Source organism: Candidatus Margulisiibacteriota bacterium, assembly GCA_041661965.1.
GTDB lineage: Bacteria > Margulisbacteria > WOR-1 > O2-12-FULL-45-9 > XYB2-FULL-48-7 > XYB2-FULL-45-9.
The window spans coordinates 87,312-105,655 of the sequence record JBAZTH010000003.1; the positions used below are offsets into that span (position 1 = coordinate 87,312).

The following is an 18,344-nucleotide window of genomic DNA, read 5'->3' on the forward strand; positions in this document are numbered from 1 at the left end:
TTATTTGCCTATTTAATCCGATAAAACAATAGTATGGGTGACTTTCAATCAGAAGGCGGCGGGATCCATCCCGGTAAGCCGATCATTTGGCCGACCGGTAAGCCAACCAGCACGTCTTCCACTACCACGACTCAATCCAACGCCGCCCAAACCGCGCAACAAGTTTCAACTACCGCCAAACCAGCTCAAGCTGCTCCTGTTCAACAAGCGGCCGCAACTACAGCCGGTACTGCCGCCAAGCCGGCGCAGACGATTTCCCGAGCGTTAACAGTTCAGGATATCCGCTCGCACTTATTACAGCTGCAAGTTGAACCGAGCGATTTTAATACAAAATTAGCCTCGCTGATGCTAAGCAACGGTTTGGAGATTTCGCGGACGAACTTTGTGAAGATCAACGGCATGCTGCAGGGGACGAACAAATCGGACGCGATGCAGCAGGCGGCGACGATGTTATTAATGAAAGGGATCGACTCGCCTGAAGCGGTGAAGGTTTTGGGCCAATATCTGCAGGATAACCCGAGCATGGCGAACCAGCTTTCTGGCTTGCAGTCAGGGATCAGCAACCTGACCAGCGCTCTAATGAGCGGGAAGGGGCTCTTGGACTCGACCCTGGTCGCCCAGTTGACCGCTTTGCTCGGCCAGTTCGACGAGACTTTTCAGAAGATCTCCGACCAGTTCGCGACGAAGGGAACACCTCTTGACCGTAACTCTTTGCTGATGGATGCCAAGGCTTTGAAGGCCTTGTTACAGGGAGTTAAGGAGAAGGCCGGAGGCGAAAAAGCGCGGAACGCTCAAGGCGAGCTCCTGGCGTCGGCGGTCAAGGAATTTACCGGCAAGCTCGACCGGATGATGCAGAACGTCGTCGCCCAGTCGATCCTCTCGCAAAGCGGACGGACCGAGGTCAATTACCATTACCAGCAGATTCCCAATACCATGGTCAATCCGCCCAAGGATTTTGAGATCGTCATTAAACGGGACGGCGAGGGGAAGAAGGCGAAGATCGACCCGCGCAATACCCAGGTTGTCATGACATTCGAGACCGATGGTCTGGGAAAGATGGTCATCTCGATGATCGTCAAGGATAATAAAATATACGTTGTTTTTGTTTTTGCCGAAAAAGATTACGGCGACAACGGCCGCGCCCTGATCGCCAAAGAGTTCGGCGACTTCCAACAGAAACTGGCCGACAAGAATTTTTTGATCACCGGCTACCAGGTCAAGGTTGACCGGGTGATGTGCAATACCAAAGCGTATCTGATCCCGCTGTTACCATCGATCGAAAGCGCCCTGAAGCGGATCGACATTGAGGCATAAGCATGGCTGAAGAAGAAAAAATAGAAAACCCAGAACAGCCGCCGGCCAGAAAAACTGTCGTCGCCTTGCGCTACGACATGGACCGGGACAAGGCTCCCATGGTCCTGGCGACCGGCAAGGGGATGATGGCGGACGAGATCCTGCGGATCGCCGAAGAGAATAAGATACCGCTCTACGAAGATCCGGAACTGGCCAAGCTCCTGGCAAAGCTGGAAATTGACCGGGAGATCCCGGCCGAACTTTACACGCTAGTGGCTGAAGTCTTGTTCTTCGTTTTCAAACTCGACCGGATGGCCGAGAAGCGGGAGAAAGTTGTCTCGCGTTTGCGCGAAGAGAAAAAAGAGAAAGCACGAAAGGGAGAATAGCGATGGATAATATTACCTTTGACGATTTTAAGAAACTCGACCTGCGGGTCGCCGAGATCAAAGAGGTGGAGGAAGTCCCTGGGGCCGATAAACTTTGGAAACTGAAGATCGATTGCGGCGAAGAACGGGAAATTGTCGCCGGGATAAAGCTCCACTACACCAAGGAAGAGTTGATCGGCAAAAAGATCGCTTTCCTAGCCAACCTGGAACCGAAAACGATCCGGGGCGTAACTTCGCACGGGATGCTGATGGCCGCCTCGAACGAGGATCGAAGTATCATTACTATTCTTTCGCCGCTGAAGGAGCTCCCCAACGGGTCGCGGATCTCCTAGCTATTCGACCAGATAAGTAATTGAGACCGAACCCCTGATGTCGATCAAACCTGGTGAGACCGGGGTCTCGCTCCCGCCGTCATTAAGCGCGGCCATTGTTTTCATCTGGTTGCCGAACGGCTGGGTCACGACCGAACCACTCTCGACGATCGTCTCGATCCCCTTAATCTTTAAGCTTGAAGCGGTGGCGATCGCCTGGGCTTTACTGGCCGCGTCCTGGACCGCCTTCGATAGGGCTAACTTCTTGAATTCCTGGTCCTCTTTGCGGGCGAACTGCAGGCCGGCGACGTTATTGGCCCCGGCGGCGATCCCGGCGTCGATCACTTTGGAGATCAGAGCAAGCTCTTCGATCGAAATATTGACCTGGTTACTGCAGCGGTAGCCGATCGTTTTGGGGGGTTGGTTCTGTTCGTATTTTTGCTCCGGCCAGATGTTGAAGTTTGAGGTCATGATCTTATTCTTTTTGATCCCGGCCTTTTCGACCGCCTCCATGACCAGTTTCATGATCTTGGCGTTCTCGCTTTGGGCGCTTTGGGCGGTTTTACCGGTATATTCAACTCCAAGCTGGACGTTGGCCGAATCAGGTTCCACCCGGACGCTCCCGTTACCATTGACGACGATCGTGCGTTCTTTGGCGGCGACGGTTAGGGCCAGGCAGAGCAGGGCTAATATAATGAAGAGCGGTTTTTTCATAATTCCTCCTAATTGAAAGTCGGGGCTGATTTAAAGGCCGGGCTACTGGCGTCTTTGGCGGAGATGCCCGGGGTTAGTCCTTCGAGCGGCCACTTGATCTTAAGACCCGGATCGTTCCAAACGATTGCCTTTTCACAGGCCGGATCGTAAAAGTCGGTGCATTTATAGACGACATCGGTCTCGTCTTCCAACGCAAGAAAGCCGTGGGCAAATCCTTCCGGGATGTAGAGCTGTTTGGTGGGATCGAGTATTTCGCCGTGCCACTGGCCAAAGGTCTCGGAGCTTTTCCGCAGGTCGACCGCGACATCAAAGATCTTCCCTTTCATCACGCTGACCAGTTTTCCCTGCGGGTGGGGGGGGAGCTGGTAGTGGAGGCCGCGAATCACTCCTTTTTTCGAGCGGCTGTGATTGTCCTGGACAAAACGAACGATCAGGCCGTTTTCGGCAAAAGCCTGGGCGTGATAGCTTTCCATAAAGAATCCCCGGTCGTCGGCAAAAGATTTGGTCTCGATGATGACAACGCCGGCCAATGGGGTTTTATTGAACTTAAAATTGCTCATGGAGAAATTGTATAACTATTTTAATCGTTTGTCATTTAGCTAATGCGGCTAAGATGTCGGCCAGGGGTTCGGGCTGATAATAACCCGTTTGCTCTCCTTCAGAGATCAAGGGCGTTTTTTCAAACCTAAGCCCGGTTAAGGTCTTCGTGTCATCGGGTATCAGTCTTCGCCCGGCTTCTAAGTTCAAGTTTTTGCCGCGCTCGCCGGTGATGACCACTTGTAAATAATCGGTATCCTTGGCTTCGGTTTCTGCCCCTTTTAAAGTCTCAATTAATCGCCGGACCATCTCGACCGTCGTCATCCCGTGAATTTCAGGGTCTTCAATCGTGTTGGGGATAAAAACTTTCAAGGCGTGGCTTTCCCGGACCGCTTCCGCCATTCCCATCAGATGGAGCGTGGATAAAAGGCTGGTGTAGAAGCTCCCCATGGAAAAGACGATCGTATCCGCGTTCCTGATCGCGGTTGCCGCTTCAGCGCTAAGTTTTGGCTTGATCTCATTGGCGGCCGGGTCTTCCCGGTCGAGAAAAAAGAGCCGTTGCATTCGTGAGCCAAGCTCGGTCTTGGTGATAATGTGCTGGCCGACAATTACTTGGCGGTCTTCCGTTTCAACCGCTAAATGCATGACCGCTTCAGATGCCGGCAAGACCCGCCCGCGGACCCCCGCCAGCTTTTCGTATAAAAATATTGCCGCGCTGATGTCTCCAAAATCAAGGTAAGCTCCGGTCAAGAAGAAGTTCCCGATACTCCCTTGCTTTAAGTCAAAAGGGCCTTTGGTCAACTCGATGACCTTTCGCTTGTCGTCAAAACGTCTTAGGTTAGCTACAATTATTTTGGCAAATTTGTGATTGCCGGAGTAGGCGGCGCTGGTCAAGGGGTGACGGCCGTCGATTATTGAAGCGAATTCGTCTTCTAGCGCGGTTTTATCTTCTATGTTGGGCAAACGATAGGCCAGCAGGTCGGTGATCTCGCGATAGCCAAGGGTCCGTCGGTCGGCGAGGTCGATACAGCGGCTACGCAGGTCGCCGATTGCCGGAATGCCGAAAAAGTCCCTGATCCGCCTGGTGCTTCTCCCGCTGTCAGCGGTGCCGATCACATGGACCGTCGAAGGGTTGGGATAAAGCGAGGCCAGGGCCTTGGCCACGGAACGAAAACCTGTTCCACCCGTCACGCAGGCGATTCGCCGGTCATAAATGGACATTGTCTACCTTCCTTTTGGAACGTTTGTTCTCCCGGTTTATTATCTTTACTTAGTCGAAGAAATTTCGTTCGATTTGATTATTTGCCACCGGCCGATTTTGGCGGTTGGGCCTCTGGTTATACATTTATGGTGAAATAATGGTCGGTATTTTCCGATAAATAAACGAGGAAAATACATGACAAATATCGGGCCAGTTGGTCTTAGGCGTTGGGGACACACAATTATATCCGGAACAATAAAAGAGCTTAATAAGCATGAGCCCGGAAAGTACTTTTTTCATGCTACCCGGAGAAATATCGTTGAATTTTGCTCTGAGGCTTTAGGGGGGCAATTATATTTCCCTGAAGCTAAGCCTTTGTTCGTTGCTGATGTCGCTGACGCAGCCATTTTGCCGGATGAGATTTCCCTGGAGGGCTATTTGCCAGGGAGAATCGCTCAAAGAATTGCCGGGGGGAGTTCGGAAACGTTTGGCTTAGGTGTAGCTGGGATCGATTCAGTGCTCGACATTGTGGCGGTCGCTTATCAAGGTGTTCTTTCCCCGAAAGAATATAATCGGGTTTTACTTTTGAGAGATATTTATGCCAAAAGTTTTAGGGACGAACCTGTTCCTTGGATTTTGCGGGCTTCTTGGGACAAACTGGCCTCACTTATAGCGAACCGAACGGTCAAGGTTGTTAGTCAAAGAGATTTACGGTATAGCGATGGAATCTTTTCGGAATTTAGTTTTGCTGGCCGGTTTAGCCTGTCTGATTTTGAGGTTTTTGCTGAACCAGACCCAAAAGAACTAACCTTTAATTCCTTGGGATAAATTTAACTCTATTCGCGCTAACGTTGTTAAATCCTGTTTTTTTGTTAGCGAGTGGGCTGATAGATACCCGCTTTCGCTATCCTCGGTATCCCCGCGTAATCATTAAAGAGTTCAAATTGCGAGTAACGGTTGTCGGCTGTGAAGATTACTTTGATCGCTTCTGATTGACCAAAGCCAAACTCAAACAATAACATCCCACCCGAATTAAGATGATCGGGGGCTTCTTTAATAAGACGGCGAATATAATCTAACCCATCGTTGCCGCCATCAAGGGCGCCAATCGGTTCCCAATCTTTAACATCAGGGTCTAAGCCGGCTAAATCAGCGGTCGGGATGTAGGGAGGGTTCGAGACGATCAAGTCGACTTTTTCTTTTAAAGGGGAAAGGAGGTCTCCTTCAAGAAAAGTAACCTGCTCGATCATTCCCAAGTTTGTCGCGTTCTCTTTCGCTAGCCGCAACGCAGAAGGGGAGCGCTCAATCGCGGTAATCTTGGTCCCCGGAATATTCTTGGCCAACGTAATCGCAATACAGCCGCTGCCGGTCCCCACGTCAACAATCCTACGTTCCACGTTCTGCTCTCTATGTTCTACGTTCTTCCCATCCAATCCCCTAATCGCTATTTCCACTAACAGTTCCGTTTCCGGTCGGGGAATCAGGACCCGTTTATCGACTTTGAAGTCGAGGCCGAGAAATGGCTGATAACCAACGATATAGGCGGTTGGTTCATGGGTAAGCCGGCGCTCGATAAAATATTTAAAAGAAGCAAGCGATGCCGGAGCGATAACCTGTTCGCTTCGGGAGATAAGGGTTGTGGCCGGTTGTTGCAACGCGTGGGCCAATAAAATCTCTGTTTCCAGCCGGGGGTCTTCTAAGTTTGAGAGGCGGGCGAGCCCAAAGGCCAGAGCCTCGGCGATCGTCATGAGGCGTTGGCGAGTTTGGCCGCCCGGTCGGCGGTCGAAAGGGCGTCGATCAGTTCGTCCAGGTTGCCGTCCAAGACCTGGTCCAATTGATGGACGGTAAAGCCGATCCGGTGGTCGGTTAGTCGGTTCTGCGGGAAATTATAGGTCCGGATCTTTTCGGAACGGTCGCCGCTGCCGACCATGACGCGGCGGCTCGATTCCCGATCTTTGCGCCTTTTTTCTTCCTCGACTTCATAGATGCGGGAGCGCAGAAGTTTCATCGCTTTGACCCGGTTCTGGAGCTGGGAGCGCTCTTCCCGGCATTCGACGACGGTCCCGGTCGGGAGATGGACCACCCGGACGGCGGACGAAACTTTGTTGACGTTCTGGCCGCCGGCGCCGCCGGCCCGGAACGCTTCAAAAGTGACGTCTTTTTCGTCGATGTGGATGTCGACGTCCTCGACTTCGGGGAGGACGGCGACCGAGGCGGCGGAGGTGTGGACCCGGCCACTTGATTCGGTCTTGGGGACCCGTTGCACGCGGTGGATCCCGCTTTCAAATTTAAGGCGGCTGTAAGCCCCTTTACCCAGGATATTGACGATCGCCTCCTTGTAACCGCCGAGCCCGGTGTCGTTGGCGTCGATGATCTCGGTCTTCCAGCCTTTCCGTTCGGCGTAGCGCAGGTACATGCGGAGGAGCTCTCCGGCAAAGAGGGCGGCTTCTTCGCCGCCGGTCCCGGCCCGGACCTCTAAAATGATGTTCTTGTCATCCAATGGATCTTTGGGGATCAGCAGGATCTCAAGCTCGGAGACGAGAGTTTGCTTCTTTTTCTCCAGCCTTTTGATCTCTTCTTCGGCCATTTCGCGCATTCCTTCGTCTTTGAGCAGGGCCGCGGCTTCGGTAATCCCTTTTTCCGCCAGTTTATATTCGCGGTATTTTTCGACGATCTCGCGGAGCGAGCTTAATTCCTTGGCGTAGTTGGAGAAGAGTTCGCGGTCGTTGATGATGTCGGGGTTGCCCAGAGAGCTTTCCAGTTCAATAAATCTTTTTTCAACATTGGCTAGTTTATCTAAGAACATAAGGTAGGGGGGACGGGGAGCTTACTTTTCCTTGGCGGGAGCTTTTTTGGCGACTTTTTTAGCGGCGGTCTTTTTGGCGGCTGTCGCTTTGGATTCTTTCTTTTTCTTTTCTTTTTTCACCCGGGGGGTGACGTTGGCGAACTTCTTCTTGAACTTCTGGACGCGGCCTTCGGCATCAACTAATTTCTGCTTGCCGGTGAAGAGCGGGTGGCAGTGGGAGCACATGTCGACCTTGATGTTCTCTTTGGTCGAACCAATGGCGAAAACCGCGCCGCAAGCGCAGGCGGCCGTGGTGTCAAAATACTTTGGGTGAATGCCTTCTTTCATATAATTTATTTTACCACAAAATCGGGTTCCTTGTCTACTGGATTTCCCGCAACCCTTCTTCTAACCCCCGCCGGTATTGGTATTCCTCGAGCAGGTAAGCCGATTTGATCCGGGCGAGCCGCTCCGGCCGGGCTTTGAGGTAATGATAGACTGCCATGGCCAGCGGATTCATCCCCAGGAACATTTTGATCCCGAAAGTCGGGTGCTTCCGGTAAAAGAGGGCGGCCGAGCGCCCCATCTGGTATTTGCGCTCCAGCATCCCTTCGGCGGAGACCGGGTGGTGGTGATAATTGACCGCTGTCGGGAGGTAATGGAGCGGGACCTTCATTTGGTGGAGCCGGTAGCCAAGCTCTATATCTTCCCAGCCGTACCCTTTGAACTGTTCGTCGAAGAGCCCGGCCTCGACAATGATCTTTTTAGAGAGCGAGAGGTTCCCGGTCAGGAAATAGGACCACTTCAGGCGGGCGCCTGGGAAGAGCCAGGCTTTAATGTACGGCTTGCCGTCCGGGTTAATGGTGAGGCCTTCGAAGGAGGCGTTCTTTTTACGCTCGTGAGCCAGGAGATGCTCTTCGAGCAGGGTCTCTTTGGCGACCATGTCGGCGTCGGTCAAAAAGATTAGCTCGCCCGCCGCCGCTTTGATCCCCAGGTTCCGGGCGTAAGTTTTCCCTTGATTGGGGACGACCCGGTAATTGAAACGGCAGGGGGGGGTAAGCTCCTGGACCATCAGGTCGGTCTCGTCGGTCGAGGAACTGTCGATGAGCTGGATCTCATATTGGTCGGGGGAGAGGGTTTGTTTGAAAAGCGATTCCAGCGTTTGGCGCAGGACCGCTTTCTGATTGTAGGTGCCGATAATGACGGAAAGTTTCATGCTGTTATTATATCGGTTTGCCGGGGCGCGGTAAAGCGGTTGACAGCTTGCTGTCCTGGTGTTACCATCCAAACAAAGGTGTTACTATGAACAAGGAAAAAGTCAGCCGTTTCGGGGTTTCGATGGAGCCGAGTTTGCTCGCTAAGTTCGATCGCCTGATCGAAGAGAAGGGCTACCCCAACCGTTCCGAAGCGGTTCGCGACCTGGTCCGCAACCATTTAGTGGAAAAAGAATGGGAAGCTTTGCGCGGGGAAGTAGTGGGAGCGGTGACCCTGGTATACGACCACCATGTCCGCGACCTCTCCGATAAGTTGACTGACCTTCAACATGACTATTATAAGAACATTATTACTACTAACCATGTTCATCTCGACCACCACAATTGCCTTGAAGTTATTGTCTTGAAGGGTTCCAGCCGGGAGATCAAGGCATTGTCGGAGAAGCTGATCAGTACCAAAGGGGTTAAGCACGGTAAACTGACGATGACCTCGACCGGGAAAGATCTCTGAAAGGAAAAATATGCATATTCCAGACGGGTTTCTTGATCCAAAAGTTTCGAGTGGTTTGGTTGGCGCGGCGGCATTTGTTTTAGCTTTCAGTTTTGCTAAGGTGAGGGAGAGCGTAACGGCGGTAGTCCCTGCGGCGGCTTTAGCGACAGCCGGGAAAAAAGCGGCCAATCTAGCCCATGGTGCGCGGCGGGTCCTGACCGGCGAAGGGGAGCGGACGATCTACAAAATGGGGATGGTCGCGGCCCTGGTTTTTGCCGCGCAGATGTTTAACTTTCCGATCGGTAACGGAACTTCCGGCCACTTGATCGGCGGGGTCTTGGCCGCGGTTATCCTGGGCCCGTTTGCCGGAACGATCGTCATTGCCGCTGTCTTGGCGGTCCAATCGCTCTTTTTTGCCGACGGCGGCTTGCTGGCGCTGGGAGCAAATATTATTAATATGGCCTTGTTCGGCACGATCATCGGTTACTACATATATTATGGTTTGAAAAAAGTTGCTCCGGAATGGCTGGCGATCGCGGTTGCCGCTTGGCTCTCGGTCCCATTGGCCGCTTTTACCTGTGCTTTAGAGTTGGGCGTTTCCGGCACGATTCCCTTCGCGGTCGTTATCCCGGCGATGGTTAAGGTCCATCTGGTGATCGGGATTGCGGAAGCGCTGATTACGTTAGCTTTAATTAACATTTTCCGAGCGATGCTGAAAGGCGAAGAATAGCCGTGAAGAAAATGCTTTTAATTACCGTCTTTGTCGCAATCCTGGCTGCTTTTTTTGCCTCAACCTATCCGGATGGGCTTGATTTTGTGGCGGAAAAATTTGGCTTTGCCAAAAAGGGGGTGGAACGAACCGCGCCGCTAAATGGGCTTTCGACTTCAACCGCCGGGATCGCTGGAGTGCTGATTATGTTGTCTTTGTTTTGGGGGAGCGCTTACGTTATTAAAAAAGGAGCAATCAAATGAAAAAAATAATTATTTTCCTGTTTGTTTTATTGGCCGCCGCTCAAGTCCATGCCGCGACGCCGTACCTTTACGCCAATACCACTTGGGGGGCGATGGGAGGGGGATTAGGCTTTGATCTGGGTGACGGAAGAGCGGTTGATTTTTGCGCGACCGCCGGATCCGGATCTTCGGGGACGACATACCAGTTGTACGCCGACTATTTTATCGGTAACTGGGGGGTTGGGATCAACGCGAAAAAATTAACCGTTAACGCCGATTTGGCCTATGACCTTAGCTTGCAATACGCCCTGGAGCAGGCGATTAACGAAAAAGTGACCGTCGGCGCTTCCTTCACCATATTGAATTATGATACGACCGCGAACGCCGATCCAAACCTGGCCTTTATTTCTTCGATCGGGGCGTATGTGAAAATGCCGTTCTAATTAAAGATTGATTACCAGCCAACAGTTGTAGTATTATAACAACCGAGGTGTTAAAAATGAAAAAGAGTTTTCTGGTCGCTTTGATTTTAGGCTTGATGGTTTCCGCTTCTTTCGCCGGGACGGTCAATGTTTCCGGCCGGGCCGGGATGTTTAGCAACGGTAGCGGTTCGTCGTCGCTGATGTACGGCGTCAGCGCCGATTACGGCATCACGGAGAATGTTTCGGTGCGGGGCGCGGTCGATCGGACTACTTACAACTCTGGCGGCGCAGATGTTACTTATATGCCGGTGTCAGTTGATTTGATTTATCACCAAACATTTGGCGGAATGCTGACCCCTTACGCCGGCGCCGGTTTGAGCTATAACACTTTAACGATTGGCAGCGCGTCAAGTTCCACGACCGGTTATCAGGGAGAAGTAGGCGTTAAGTTTTCCTTGGGCGGCATGACCGCTGGCGTTGAATATCGGGTTATTTTCCCGGATGCCAGCAAGTCTTATTCCTACACCTCGTCTAGCGTCTATATCCAGGGTGGTTTCTCGCAAAGCTTTAAGATCTAAGGATTGGCGGAACATTAGCAGAACGAATTTAACCGCCCCGATCCGATCGGGGCGGTTAAATGACTTATTTGGTTGTAGCCGTTATTATTGAATTGTATGTAATCTCGATCAGCCTTCTCAATTCAGCCTGGGTGATGTTTTGCGGCGGCATCAAGACGATGACGTCGCCGAGAGGCCTAAGGATTGCCCCTCTTTTTCTCGCTTCCAGAATTACCTGGTGTCCCATTCTGGTTTTAGCCGGATAGGGAGTCTGCTTCTTTTTGTCTTCGAATAGTTCGATCCCGACCATGGTGCCGCATTGGCGGATCTCACCGACGTGCTTCAGTTGATAAAAGCGTGGTAATTCCCGTGCCAGCAATTTAACGTTCCGTTCAATATTAGCGAGCAGCTTATTCCGTCGAAACAGTTCCAGCGAAGCAAGAGCGGCGGCGCAGGCGAGGGGATTGCCGGTATAGGTGTGGCCGTGGAAAAAGGTTTTGTTCTCTTCAACTTGGCCGAGAAAGGCCTGATAGATCCGATCGGTTGTGAGCGTTGCCGCCAGCGGTAAATAGCCGCCGGTAATCCCTTTCGCGACGCACATCAGGTCGGGGGCAACCCCTTCGTGCTCGCAGGCGAACATCTTGCCGGTCCGGCCAAAACCGGTCGCGACTTCGTCGACGATCAGTAAAACGCCGTATTTTGTGCAGAGCCGGCGGACCGTTTTGAGATACCCTTTAGGCATCATCAAGATCCCCGCCGCCGCCTGGATGAGCGGCTCGACGATCATCGCCGCGATCTCCCGGTGTCTCGCCTTAAGGACTTTTTCCAGCTCGTCCGCGTCTCCCGGCGTGACTTTGATCGATTTGAAGAGGAGCGGCTTGTAGATCTTGTGGAAGAGATCGATCCCGCCGACCGAGACCGAGCCGATCGTGTCGCCGTGGTAGGCATTGGTCAAGGTTAGAAACTTAGTTTTTTGCTTTTGGCCGGTTTGTTGCTGAAACTGAAAGGCGATCTTGAGGGCGATCTCGACCGCAGTCGAGCCGCTGTCGGAATAAAAAACTTTATTTAACCCCTTGGGCGCGATCTTAACCAACTGTTCTGCGAGTTCGATCGCCGGGACATTGGCTAAGCCAAGAAGGGTGGAGTGGGCGACCTGGCCTAGCTGTTTCTTGATTGCTTGGTTAAGGGTTTGATTGTTATGACCGTGGACGGTAACCCAAAGTGAGGAACAGCCGTCAATATATTTTTTTCCTTCGGTGTCGTAAAGATAAACGCCATCACCTTTTTCGATAATAAGTTGGTCGTTAGCCTGCCAATCTTTCATTTGGGTGAAAGGGTGCCAGAGCGCCCGCTTATCCTTGCGTAATAAGGCTTTGGTCCATTGGTTTGCCATTTATCTAGTATACGGGGTTCGGCTTCCGTTGGTCAAGAGAGGCAAATTGGCCTGAAATCTTGCCGTTCATCTTCAGATAACAGCCTAGATGATAGAAAGGAAAATAAAATGAAGATCAACGCTAGCTTTCGCAATGTTCTCGATCTTTCCCGGGTCCGGGTTCGACGGGACGACCTTTACGTGACCGAATTGAAAACCGAGGCGGCCAGGCAAATCCTGCGGCGCCGCTCTTTGCGCCCGGTCGCCGAACTTTTTACGGGCGGGGTAATCCGTTCCTATTTCGATGTTCGAAACTACCGGGAGCCGCTGGCCAACGAAAAAGCCAGCCTTGATCAGGTCCGCGCGAAAGAGCCGCGCGCGGCCGAGGTTTCCCTCTTGTCGGTCATCAAGGCGGCCGAATTCACCGTCCCGGATGAACAACCGGTGAACGATTCGCTGGCTGACTTGATCAGTACGGTTTTAAGCCCGGAGGCCAAAGAGGAATTGGCAAAAAGTCTTTCTTATTTTGTGAAAAAAACGATCCTTGAAACGTATCCTTCCGCTGCGTTCCAGCTTATGACCGATGAGGAAAAATTTGTTGTGCTTTTCAACGCGGCCGGTGAAGGGCAACTCGTTGAATTATCTCCCTTGCGATTTCTGGCCGAAGCTTATTTACGGGAAAAGCCCAACACCGGACAGTACGCTATGTTGTGGGCGATGATCGAAGGTGGGGAAAATGATCAGTCGTAGCGCGAAACTGACCCAATATGCCTTAGCCGGGATCGTTGTCGGGGCGCTTCTGGGCGGCTGTAAAAAAACTATGGCAAAACCGACCCCTCAACCCGCGGCTTCCAGCGTGACGATTAGAGATCCGCAGAAATTATATTTACAGGATTGGCAGATCAAAATGCTTCTGACCAGCCGGGAATACCGGGGTGGTGAGCTGTGCGTTGACGGATTGCCGGTAGATTTCCAGCTTGAGGAGCGGATTAATCAGTGTTCTCAAATGTCATTTTATGACGCGGGAGCGCGCGAATTGCTGGTCGCGGCCAAAGGAAATGATTTTTTGTCGCTTTCGGAAGAGAAGCAGCGGACGGCGGTAAATTATCTGGCCGGAAAAATTATAGCGGTCGGCCCGGCTCAAGACCATTCCTTCAGTCGGTTGTTGTCCGAGGCCGATAGGACAGGACATCGAAATTACTGTCAGGACAATAGTCGGCCGTTTTCTTTCCTGGTCGATCTTAACCTGCCAGCGAGTGAAATGGATTTGGCGCTGGTCGCGGCCGCGGCGATAAAAACCGAGTACCAATTGATCATTACCGAGCCTTTAGCTTTGCCGGTCCCAGCCCGGCCGGAAAGTGAAAAGAGCCTGACCCTCGCTTTCCGGGTCGTTAACGGCCGCCGCCCCGATGTTAGCCGATTATCGGTTGACCTTGGCGGGCAGGGGGTCGCGGCGAAGATCGAGGGCTTCTCCGGTGGCGGCCGGGGAATCAAGATCGATCATTGTTTAATCGATGAGGATGAACTGATCATCAAGATCAGGATTAAGTTGGAAAGAAACGCCGCTCTTGGCCGGCGGGACCTGGCCTTGTTTGAAGATCAGACGCCGCTTTTATTAGTAAAGAACGCGTTAGTTGTTGTTCCGCCGCCGGGGGCGGAATTGCCTAACTGTACATCTTTATTCTCCGCCGAAGATCGCCACAAAGGACTTTGTAAATAAGGGAGAGGAATTATGTCGGATATTAGGAGCTTGTTGATCCTGGACGATCTGGTTGGATATGTCGGAACAAATAAGAAATTCACCAAGGGTTACGTTAATGTCTCACGGGATAGGCTTGGAACGAGGACCCGCGAGCAGCTCAATCGCCAGGAGATCAAGGTTGTCCGTGATGCGTTGATCGCCAAGTTAACGGGTGGTAATAAGGCTCGTTATGAAGGGTACAGTGGAAAACTTGACCAACCGGAAAGCTCGGCCGACCTGGACCGGGCCCTGATCGAATGTAATAGCGAGTCGAATCTTGATCATCAACAAAAGGAGATCATCAGAGAGGTCCTAATTTTGGACGACCTATTGGATTACGCTAACGCCTCGATCTACGGCGGAGATAACCGAATAAGTGTTAGTCCGGCGGTGCGGGACAGGATCACCGGAGCCGCGTCGGTACTGGCCGGACAAAATAAGATCGTTCTGGCTGATATCGACAAAGCCAGGGAAGAGCTCATTACCCAATTAAGCGCGAGCGAAAGGGCTTTGCTGGAAACCTTAAGGGGCCGTTTGAATAAAGGGGAGGGAAAAGAGGACCTAAAGAGCGTTTTATGCGGCGCGAATCTGCGGCGGGAATCTTTTTGTCCCGCCCTTCTGGCCGCGACCCCTTCAAGCGTCGAGCCGGGGGTTCAAGACCAGCCTTTTACTTTAATTGGAGTGAACCTGCCAAAATCGGCGACCGTTGAATTGCTTGACGACCAGAACCAAACGATCGCCAATGGAGTAGTCATCAATTCCTACCAGAACCAGTCCGAAACCTCGGCGACCGTCAGGCTGAATATCCCTGCCGCCAAGATGTTGGCTGACAGGAGCATTAGAAGTTTTACGGTCCGGCTGACCAGCCAGGACCAGCTTTTTTCCGCCCTCCGATCGGGGATCATCCAGGTCACCCAATCGACGGTTCTGCCGCCGACAATCCAGACTTGCCAATCACCGAACGTTTGTCTGGTCCCGCCGCCGCCGATCGGCCTGATCGTGTCGCCGACCTCTTTGCTGGCGAACAATCAGCCGCAGAACTTTAATATCGTCGGCGACCAGGCGGCCGAGATCAAGACCATCAGACTGGTTGATCCGTCAAACAATAGCGAAATTCAAACGGTTGCTGTTTTACCCGCGATGCTGTCTGACCAGAATCGCCGGCTTGCCGTGCCGGTTACTCTTGATCCGGTAGCCTTGCTTGCTACTCTGAAGACCAAAGCGGACGACCAGCTGACGTTGAAAATCGAGGCTTATGATTCAACCAATCATTTGGTTGCCGGATTGGATGATGTCACGATCATTGTTATTCAGGACCGAGTCATTGTTGAACAGGTCCCGTATCGGCTTCCGCCGTTGGTCCATGACGTTATTCGACCGGACCTGTCGATCGGTGTTTCAGTCCAAGAAAACAGCAGCAGTGTTCCGCTGGTTCTTGGCCTCAATCCCGGCTTGATCGGTAAAACCGCCCCGATTAAAAGTCAATATTTTGAACTGGCGGCGAAAGGCGATTGTTCATTGTTTAGCGGCGAAGTGGTTGACGGTTGTCAGGGTCAGGGCTATTTCAATTTTTCCAGATGGGGGATCAAGGCGGAAGCGTCCGGCCGGTTAAAGTACGCGACCAGCGGTTCGATCTATAACCTGCCGTATTACTATGAGCGTTCTTCCTTTATGACCGACGGCCGTTTCTCCTTCAGCGTCATCCCAGGGCGGGCCTTGACTGTCAGGGGGAACGGGGAGTGGAGTTATGTCAGGGCCGGAAATCAGCAGACCGATAGCCGTTTCCGCTTGAGCAGCGACGGCTTCATTACTTTTGGCGCCGGCCGGTCGGTCTATGTTCCGGAAAAGTTGAACTTACATTTTGGCCTTGTGCCGGCGGGTGAACGGAAGGTCGCCGGCGAAGGGCGGCAGTTGCGAGGGGGTGGTCTCGGCTTTGACGCCCGCTGGGATCGCGGGATCTTAACCGGTTTGCCGCTCGGTTTATATTTCGGTTGGGAGCGGATCTCCGCGGTCGAAGAAAAGAACCCGCATAATTTTTACGGCGGAGTAAATTTCGACCTGATGAGATTTATCGATCGGACCGTTGGTTATCAGGATTTTTCCAAATATCTGGTCAATCGCGGAGATTAATCCGACCGCTTCAGGGTATAATTAAACAGATGAGCTTAACTAATTGCCGTCTTTGCGGACACCGCTGCGAGGTTGACCGGCTGGCCGGCCAGCTGGGGATCTGCCGGGCCGGGAGCAAACCTGAAGTTTCTTCTTTTTGCCTCCACCACGGGGAAGAACCGGTCCTCTCCGGCGCCAAAGGATCGGGGACGATTTTTTTTACCCACTGTAGTTTACGCTGTGTTTTTTGCCAGAATTATCAGATCAGCCAGGGGACAAGGAATGACAGGAAAAAAAAGGAGGAGGAGGGAGTAGCAGGGATAATGTTGGAATTGCAACGGCAGGGAGCAGAAAATATCAACCTGGTTTCTCCAACTCATTACGGTCCGCAGATCATTGAAACCTTAAAGCAGGCGCGCGCTCAAGGATTGAAACTGCCGATCGTCTGGAACTCCAGCGGGTATGACAGCCTGGAATTATTGGAGTCGCTTGACGGGCTGATCGATATTTATCTTCCCGATTTTAAATATGGCGACGACGCGGCCGCTTTGAAATATTCCGGCAAGTCGGTAATCTGGAAATCGGCGATGACGGCTTGGCTAGGAAAGGGTTGATCGTCCGGCATCTTGTTTTGCCGGGTGGAGTGGCCGGGAGCCGGGCGGTCCTCGATTTCTTGGTTTCTCTTTCTCCCGATCTCTTTGTCAGCCTGATGGCGCAATACGGCCCGCGTCACCGGGCGGCGGAGTTTCCGGAACTGTCCGTTTCCCTGACGAAAGAGGAATATAACGAGATCGTTGCTCACGCCGAGCAAATCGGCCTGGGGAATTTATTTGTCCAGGACCCGAGGAGCAATGAGACTTACCTGCCTGACTTTGAGAAAGTGGAGCCATTTGGAGAGTAACCCTTCTGGTGGCTCCCGGAGCGGGTTGATCAAATACGCTTCCTGGCTGGGTGAGTAGACGAGCTTCGGGTCTTTCGGCATTTTAAAACGATCCAGGACAAGGTAGGGGGCCTTATGGTTATATTGTTCGCTGACCGGGGCCGAAACGGCGTAACTTTTTTCCCCATTATCCAGCGCCAGCCGGAAGAGTGACCGGACCAAGGTCGAACTGGCCTGTTCTTTGTCGGTCGCGTTGACGAAAAAGACGATCTCCGGATCGATCAGGTAGTCCGGAATATAAAAATTGTATTTGCCGCTCGACAGCTTGACCGGGCGTGTCCGCCACTGTTTCTCCGTCCAGCCGCTCGCGCCGCCGGAGGCGTAGTAAAACTGGACCTTAGCGTCTTTTGAACCCCCTTTGACTTCCGCGGCGATCGTCACGCCGCCAGGTTCGCGACCGTAGATCAGGTTGATTGCGGGGAATTTGTTTTTCGCTTTTAAATGACGATCGAACCAGGCTTTGGCGACCGCGGCGGTTCCGGGGAGGAACTGATGCCGGAGGTTGGGGACCAGGTAGTACTGTTTTTCCGCTTTTACCCGACCGTAGCTTTTCTGAAAAGTGTGGAGATAGTAGCAATGGTCGTTGGTCCCGGTGATAAAAAGGATCGGCGACCGTTGGCTGGCCAGAAAATTGCTCGGATCAAGCAGTTTGTCCCAAGCTTGTTTTTCCCGTCCGGTCTTGGCCTCGAACAGCTCTTGCCAGGTACACCCTTCAGGAATAAAACCGGCGCCAAAGACGTTGACGGCCGCTTTCAGCCGCGGCTCCTGGCCGTTGGTCAGAAGGGTTAAGACCCCGCCCCAGGAAAGGCCCAGCATTCCGATCCGGTTCCGATCGACTTCCGGCTGTTTGGCGAGAAAATCGATCCCGTTCCGGGCCGCCGTCACGGCGAAGATTAAGTAGTTGTTCGCCGGATCGGCCGTATTGAGCAGGTTTTTGACTTCCATGTCGGGACCAGTCGAGCGTGAATGCCGGCGTTGTTTCCCTTTGCCTGGCAGATCGATCACCAGGACGGCGTACCCGTAACCGGCCCAGCGGAGCGCGGTTTTTATGTCGGCCGAGCCGCCGCCGCCATGGGCAATAAGCAGGGCGGGAAGCGGGGCGAAATGGTCCGGGTAGCAATAATAGCCGAAGATCCTGGTCGCCTGGCCGCTTTGCGGGCGGCCGGGAAAAAAGACCTCTTTAATTTGGAACCCGTTAATTGAATATTGCTTGATCAGAACGGGATCGGCCGCGATCGAGGTTGGCTGCCAAAGCTCCTTGAGCGACAGCGCTTCCGGGGCAGCGGTCGCCGGCCAGATTAACAATAAAATCAATAATAAA

The 18,344-nt window shown here is 52.6% G+C and carries 23 protein-coding genes; 14 read left to right on the forward strand and 9 right to left on the reverse strand.

What is annotated here, in order from left to right; translation table 11 throughout:
* Positions 1-33 precede the first annotated feature (33 nt).
* From WC772_06210 to metG, 3 genes are read left to right on the forward strand one after another with little or no spacing between them, the layout of a single operon-like run.
* Positions 34-1,314 carry a hypothetical protein gene (locus tag WC772_06210; protein MFA6170345.1) on the forward strand — a complete coding sequence of 427 codons (1,281 nt, stop codon included), beginning with the start codon at positions 34-36 and terminating at the stop codon, positions 1,312-1,314.
* A gap of 2 nt (positions 1,315-1,316) precedes the next feature.
* Entirely contained in the window at positions 1,317-1,679 is a 363-nt protein-coding gene (locus WC772_06215; protein ID MFA6170346.1) for an EscU/YscU/HrcU family type III secretion system export apparatus switch protein, read from the forward strand.
* Positions 1,680-1,681: 2 nt separating this feature from the next.
* Positions 1,682-2,011, forward strand: coding sequence for a methionine--tRNA ligase subunit beta (gene metG, locus WC772_06220; GenBank protein ID MFA6170347.1), 330 nt, complete (start codon positions 1,682-1,684; stop codon positions 2,009-2,011).
* Here the strand turns inward: metG and WC772_06225 are convergent, their stop codons facing one another.
* From WC772_06225 to WC772_06235, 3 genes are read right to left on the reverse strand one after another with little or no spacing between them, the layout of a single operon-like run.
* Positions 2,012-2,704 carry an SIMPL domain-containing protein gene (locus tag WC772_06225; GenBank protein ID MFA6170348.1) on the reverse strand — a complete coding sequence of 231 codons (693 nt, stop codon included), beginning with the start codon at positions 2,702-2,704 and terminating at the stop codon, positions 2,012-2,014. It lies immediately after the preceding gene.
* An 8-nt stretch (positions 2,705-2,712) separates the two neighbouring features.
* The gene (gene rfbC / locus WC772_06230; protein MFA6170349.1) at positions 2,713-3,264 is read right to left on the reverse strand and encodes a dTDP-4-dehydrorhamnose 3,5-epimerase; all 552 of its coding nucleotides are present in this window, start codon (positions 3,262-3,264) and stop codon (positions 2,713-2,715) included.
* Between the two features lie 31 nt (positions 3,265-3,295).
* Positions 3,296-4,462 (reverse strand): 2-phospho-L-lactate transferase CofD family protein, encoded by a 1,167-nt coding sequence (locus WC772_06235; GenBank protein MFA6170350.1) that lies wholly within the window; start codon positions 4,460-4,462, stop codon positions 3,296-3,298.
* Between the two features lie 175 nt (positions 4,463-4,637).
* Here WC772_06235 and WC772_06240 point away from each other — a divergent pair, with 175 nt between their 5' ends.
* Entirely contained in the window at positions 4,638-5,270 is a 633-nt protein-coding gene (locus WC772_06240) for a hypothetical protein (protein ID MFA6170351.1), read from the forward strand.
* Positions 5,271-5,314: 44 nt separating this feature from the next.
* Here WC772_06240 and prmC read toward each other — a convergent pair whose 3' ends face one another.
* From prmC to WC772_06260, 4 genes are read right to left on the reverse strand one after another with little or no spacing between them, the layout of a single operon-like run.
* A complete protein-coding gene (prmC, locus tag WC772_06245) occupies positions 5,315-6,190 on the reverse strand; it encodes a peptide chain release factor N(5)-glutamine methyltransferase (GenBank protein MFA6170352.1) in 876 nt (291 codons plus the stop codon).
* Positions 6,187-7,248, reverse strand: coding sequence for a peptide chain release factor 1 (gene prfA / locus WC772_06250; GenBank protein MFA6170353.1), 1,062 nt, complete (start codon positions 7,246-7,248; stop codon positions 6,187-6,189). The genes prmC and prfA overlap by 4 nt, the downstream gene beginning before the upstream one ends.
* Positions 7,249-7,269: 21 nt before the next feature.
* A complete protein-coding gene (gene rpmE, locus WC772_06255) occupies positions 7,270-7,575 on the reverse strand; it encodes a 50S ribosomal protein L31 (protein ID MFA6170354.1) in 306 nt (101 codons plus the stop codon).
* Positions 7,576-7,609: 34 nt separating this feature from the next.
* Positions 7,610-8,443, reverse strand: a complete 834-nt coding sequence (locus tag WC772_06260) for a glycosyltransferase family 2 protein (protein MFA6170355.1) — start codon at positions 8,441-8,443, stop codon at positions 7,610-7,612.
* Positions 8,444-8,529: 86 nt separating this feature from the next.
* Here WC772_06260 and nikR point away from each other — a divergent pair, with 86 nt between their 5' ends.
* From nikR to WC772_06285, 5 genes are read left to right on the forward strand one after another with little or no spacing between them, the layout of a single operon-like run.
* Positions 8,530-8,952: a nickel-responsive transcriptional regulator NikR gene (gene nikR, locus WC772_06265; GenBank protein MFA6170356.1), complete on the forward strand. Its 423-nt coding sequence runs from the start codon at positions 8,530-8,532 to the stop codon at positions 8,950-8,952.
* A 10-nt stretch (positions 8,953-8,962) separates the two neighbouring features.
* On the forward strand, positions 8,963-9,661 hold the full coding sequence (locus tag WC772_06270; GenBank protein ID MFA6170357.1) for an energy-coupling factor ABC transporter permease: 699 nt from the start codon (positions 8,963-8,965) through the stop codon (positions 9,659-9,661).
* Positions 9,662-9,663: 2 nt separating this feature from the next.
* Positions 9,664-9,903 carry a PDGLE domain-containing protein gene (locus WC772_06275; GenBank protein MFA6170358.1) on the forward strand — a complete coding sequence of 80 codons (240 nt, stop codon included), beginning with the start codon at positions 9,664-9,666 and terminating at the stop codon, positions 9,901-9,903.
* Complete coding sequence (locus WC772_06280; protein MFA6170359.1) at positions 9,900-10,325, forward strand: hypothetical protein; 426 nt, start codon at positions 9,900-9,902, stop codon at positions 10,323-10,325. Before WC772_06275 ends, WC772_06280 begins: the two co-directional genes overlap by 4 nt.
* Positions 10,326-10,381: 56 nt before the next feature.
* Positions 10,382-10,882: an outer membrane beta-barrel protein gene (locus tag WC772_06285; protein ID MFA6170360.1), complete on the forward strand. Its 501-nt coding sequence runs from the start codon at positions 10,382-10,384 to the stop codon at positions 10,880-10,882.
* 64 nt (positions 10,883-10,946) lie between these two features.
* On the opposite strand, the gene bioA is transcribed toward WC772_06285, so the two are convergent.
* A complete protein-coding gene (gene bioA, locus WC772_06290; GenBank protein MFA6170361.1) occupies positions 10,947-12,254 on the reverse strand; it encodes an adenosylmethionine--8-amino-7-oxononanoate transaminase in 1,308 nt (435 codons plus the stop codon).
* A gap of 108 nt (positions 12,255-12,362) precedes the next feature.
* Between bioA and WC772_06295 the strand changes: the two genes are divergently transcribed.
* The 5 genes from WC772_06295 to WC772_06315 are packed head-to-tail and all read left to right on the forward strand — an operon-like array spanning position 12,363 to position 16,984.
* A complete protein-coding gene (locus WC772_06295; protein MFA6170362.1) occupies positions 12,363-12,983 on the forward strand; it encodes a hypothetical protein in 621 nt (206 codons plus the stop codon).
* Complete coding sequence (locus WC772_06300) at positions 12,970-13,953, forward strand: hypothetical protein (protein ID MFA6170363.1); 984 nt, start codon at positions 12,970-12,972, stop codon at positions 13,951-13,953. The genes WC772_06295 and WC772_06300 overlap by 14 nt, the downstream gene beginning before the upstream one ends.
* Positions 13,954-13,965: 12 nt before the next feature.
* A complete protein-coding gene (locus WC772_06305) occupies positions 13,966-16,104 on the forward strand; it encodes a hypothetical protein (GenBank protein MFA6170364.1) in 2,139 nt (712 codons plus the stop codon).
* Between the two features lie 29 nt (positions 16,105-16,133).
* Positions 16,134-16,697 (forward strand): radical SAM protein, encoded by a 564-nt coding sequence (locus WC772_06310; protein ID MFA6170365.1) that lies wholly within the window; start codon positions 16,134-16,136, stop codon positions 16,695-16,697.
* The gene (locus tag WC772_06315) at positions 16,679-16,984 is read left to right on the forward strand and encodes a hypothetical protein (protein MFA6170366.1); all 306 of its coding nucleotides are present in this window, start codon (positions 16,679-16,681) and stop codon (positions 16,982-16,984) included. The genes WC772_06310 and WC772_06315 overlap by 19 nt, the downstream gene beginning before the upstream one ends.
* On the opposite strand, the gene WC772_06320 is transcribed toward WC772_06315, so the two are convergent.
* On the reverse strand, positions 16,910-18,337 hold the full coding sequence (locus tag WC772_06320; protein MFA6170367.1) for an acetylxylan esterase: 1,428 nt from the start codon (positions 18,335-18,337) through the stop codon (positions 16,910-16,912). The genes WC772_06315 and WC772_06320 overlap by 75 nt on opposite strands.
* Positions 18,338-18,344 lie beyond the last annotated feature (7 nt).

Bases quoted from the DNA above. Each gene is read 5' to 3' on its own strand.
- WC772_06210 (MFA6170345.1), top strand. From the start codon at position 34: ATGGGTGACTTTCAATCAGAAGGCGGCGGGATCCATCCCGGTAAGCCG.
- WC772_06215 (MFA6170346.1), top strand. From the start codon at position 1,317: ATGGCTGAAGAAGAAAAAATAGAAAACCCAGAACAGCCGCCGGCCAGA.
- metG (MFA6170347.1), top strand. From the start codon at position 1,682: ATGGATAATATTACCTTTGACGATTTTAAGAAACTCGACCTGCGGGTC.
- WC772_06225 (MFA6170348.1), bottom strand. From the start codon at position 2,704: ATGAAAAAACCGCTCTTCATTATATTAGCCCTGCTCTGCCTGGCCCTA.
- rfbC (MFA6170349.1), bottom strand. From the start codon at position 3,264: ATGAGCAATTTTAAGTTCAATAAAACCCCATTGGCCGGCGTTGTCATC.
- WC772_06235 (MFA6170350.1), bottom strand. From the start codon at position 4,462: ATGTCCATTTATGACCGGCGAATCGCCTGCGTGACGGGTGGAACAGGT.
- WC772_06240 (MFA6170351.1), top strand. From the start codon at position 4,638: ATGACAAATATCGGGCCAGTTGGTCTTAGGCGTTGGGGACACACAATT.
- prmC (MFA6170352.1), bottom strand. From the start codon at position 6,190: ATGACGATCGCCGAGGCTCTGGCCTTTGGGCTCGCCCGCCTCTCAAAC.
- prfA (MFA6170353.1), bottom strand. From the start codon at position 7,248: ATGTTCTTAGATAAACTAGCCAATGTTGAAAAAAGATTTATTGAACTG.
- rpmE (MFA6170354.1), bottom strand. From the start codon at position 7,575: ATGAAAGAAGGCATTCACCCAAAGTATTTTGACACCACGGCCGCCTGC.
- WC772_06260 (MFA6170355.1), bottom strand. From the start codon at position 8,443: ATGAAACTTTCCGTCATTATCGGCACCTACAATCAGAAAGCGGTCCTG.
- nikR (MFA6170356.1), top strand. From the start codon at position 8,530: ATGAACAAGGAAAAAGTCAGCCGTTTCGGGGTTTCGATGGAGCCGAGT.
- WC772_06270 (MFA6170357.1), top strand. From the start codon at position 8,963: ATGCATATTCCAGACGGGTTTCTTGATCCAAAAGTTTCGAGTGGTTTG.
- WC772_06280 (MFA6170359.1), top strand. From the start codon at position 9,900: ATGAAAAAAATAATTATTTTCCTGTTTGTTTTATTGGCCGCCGCTCAA.
- WC772_06285 (MFA6170360.1), top strand. From the start codon at position 10,382: ATGAAAAAGAGTTTTCTGGTCGCTTTGATTTTAGGCTTGATGGTTTCC.
- bioA (MFA6170361.1), bottom strand. From the start codon at position 12,254: ATGGCAAACCAATGGACCAAAGCCTTATTACGCAAGGATAAGCGGGCG.
- WC772_06295 (MFA6170362.1), top strand. From the start codon at position 12,363: ATGAAGATCAACGCTAGCTTTCGCAATGTTCTCGATCTTTCCCGGGTC.
- WC772_06300 (MFA6170363.1), top strand. From the start codon at position 12,970: ATGATCAGTCGTAGCGCGAAACTGACCCAATATGCCTTAGCCGGGATC.
- WC772_06305 (MFA6170364.1), top strand. From the start codon at position 13,966: ATGTCGGATATTAGGAGCTTGTTGATCCTGGACGATCTGGTTGGATAT.
- WC772_06310 (MFA6170365.1), top strand. From the start codon at position 16,134: ATGAGCTTAACTAATTGCCGTCTTTGCGGACACCGCTGCGAGGTTGAC.